1 protein-coding gene and 1 pseudogene are annotated in these 1,082 nt (G+C 49.0%); one reads left to right on the top strand and one right to left on the bottom strand.

What is annotated here, in order from left to right; all coding sequences use genetic code 11:
* The first annotated feature begins 68 nt into the window (after window positions 1–68).
* Window positions 69–644 (top strand): tetratricopeptide repeat protein, encoded by a 576-nt coding sequence (locus tag PLA23_RS11135; RefSeq protein WP_324331488.1) that lies wholly within the window; start codon window positions 69–71, stop codon window positions 642–644.
* A gap of 34 nt (window positions 645–678) precedes the next feature.
* On the opposite strand, the pseudogene PLA23_RS11130 reads toward PLA23_RS11135, so the two are convergent.
* A pseudogene (locus PLA23_RS11130) lies at window positions 679–1,082 on the bottom strand (ABC transporter permease); the annotation flags it as partial.

Below are 1,082 nucleotides of genomic sequence, written 5' to 3'. Positions count from 1 at the left end.
CTTTTTTCAAGAGATGAGATGGGAGAACGGATGATGACTTGAAATAGAGGAATCTGCAACATGTACACATGGACAGCCGGACTGAGAACCGGGCAGAAGATCCGGCCAAGAAGGCATATATAGAAGGGCTGAAACGATATCGTGATGGTGATCTGAAAGAGGCATGTGGCTTTTTCACCTCCGCAATTGCCGGAGGAATTACCGATTTTGATATCCTCTATTACCGGGGGATGTGTCATCTTGACGCGGGAAGGTATCTGGATGCTCTGACCGATTTTGAAGTGCTCGTCAGGCAGTACCCGGACAACCCGGAGTATATATTCCGACGTGGATTTATCAGATATAAGACCGGTGATGTGCCGGGGGCGATCAGCGATTTCAGCCTCATCCCACCGGATCACCCGGACTTTTCCATCCGCTGGCATTACCTGTCGGTGCTCTATTATAAGACAGGCAATTATGATGCAGCGCTTCTAGCTATAGAAAAAGCCCTTTCTCTCTTCCCGACCATGCCCAAGGTATGGTTTAACGCAGGAATCATCATGCAGGCAGGAGGACTGTCAGACCGTGCGGATCTTGCAATATCCACAGCCGTACGACTTGAGCCAAAACTAGCCTCCGCCAAACGGGAAATATTGGAATAAGCCATTATAAATCCAGAGAAAATTCCTGAAGAGATCAGGAATACTCTACCCTTCGGATTATATTTTTCACCAGGACAACCAGAATTGCGCAGGCGGCTGTCGAAGCTGCCAGGACTGCCCAGTGATACACGGGTGCCCCTCCAACTGCAAGAAGTACGATGAGATTTATCGGATTAGACGGGAATGCAAGGATAAGGAGCAGCACAATGATAACCGCGGTTGAGAAGATAAACTGGGCTTTGGTGCGGTCCCGGTAGTATACAGCAATCGTCGCGGCGATGAGGATGAGAGCGGCTGAGGCAAATACCACATGAACCAGGATCTCTATCAGGGATTCGATCCTGATACCATTGAGGGTCAGAAGAATCAGCCATAAGGCAACCTGCACCGGTATGATCAGGATACATGCCAGAATCTTACCACACACAATATCCTCAA

The sequence above is a fragment of the Methanospirillum sp. genome, assembly GCF_035406105.1.
Lineage (GTDB): Archaea > Halobacteriota > Methanomicrobia > Methanomicrobiales > Methanospirillaceae > Methanospirillum.
Note: the sequence above shows the minus strand (reverse complement) of the source record. Positions and strands in the feature narration are given on the sequence as shown.

Coding starts and splice junctions, on each gene's coding strand:
- PLA23_RS11135 (WP_324331488.1), top strand. CDS start 69: ATGGACAGCCGGACTGAGAACCGGGCAGAAGATCCGGCCAAGAAGGCA.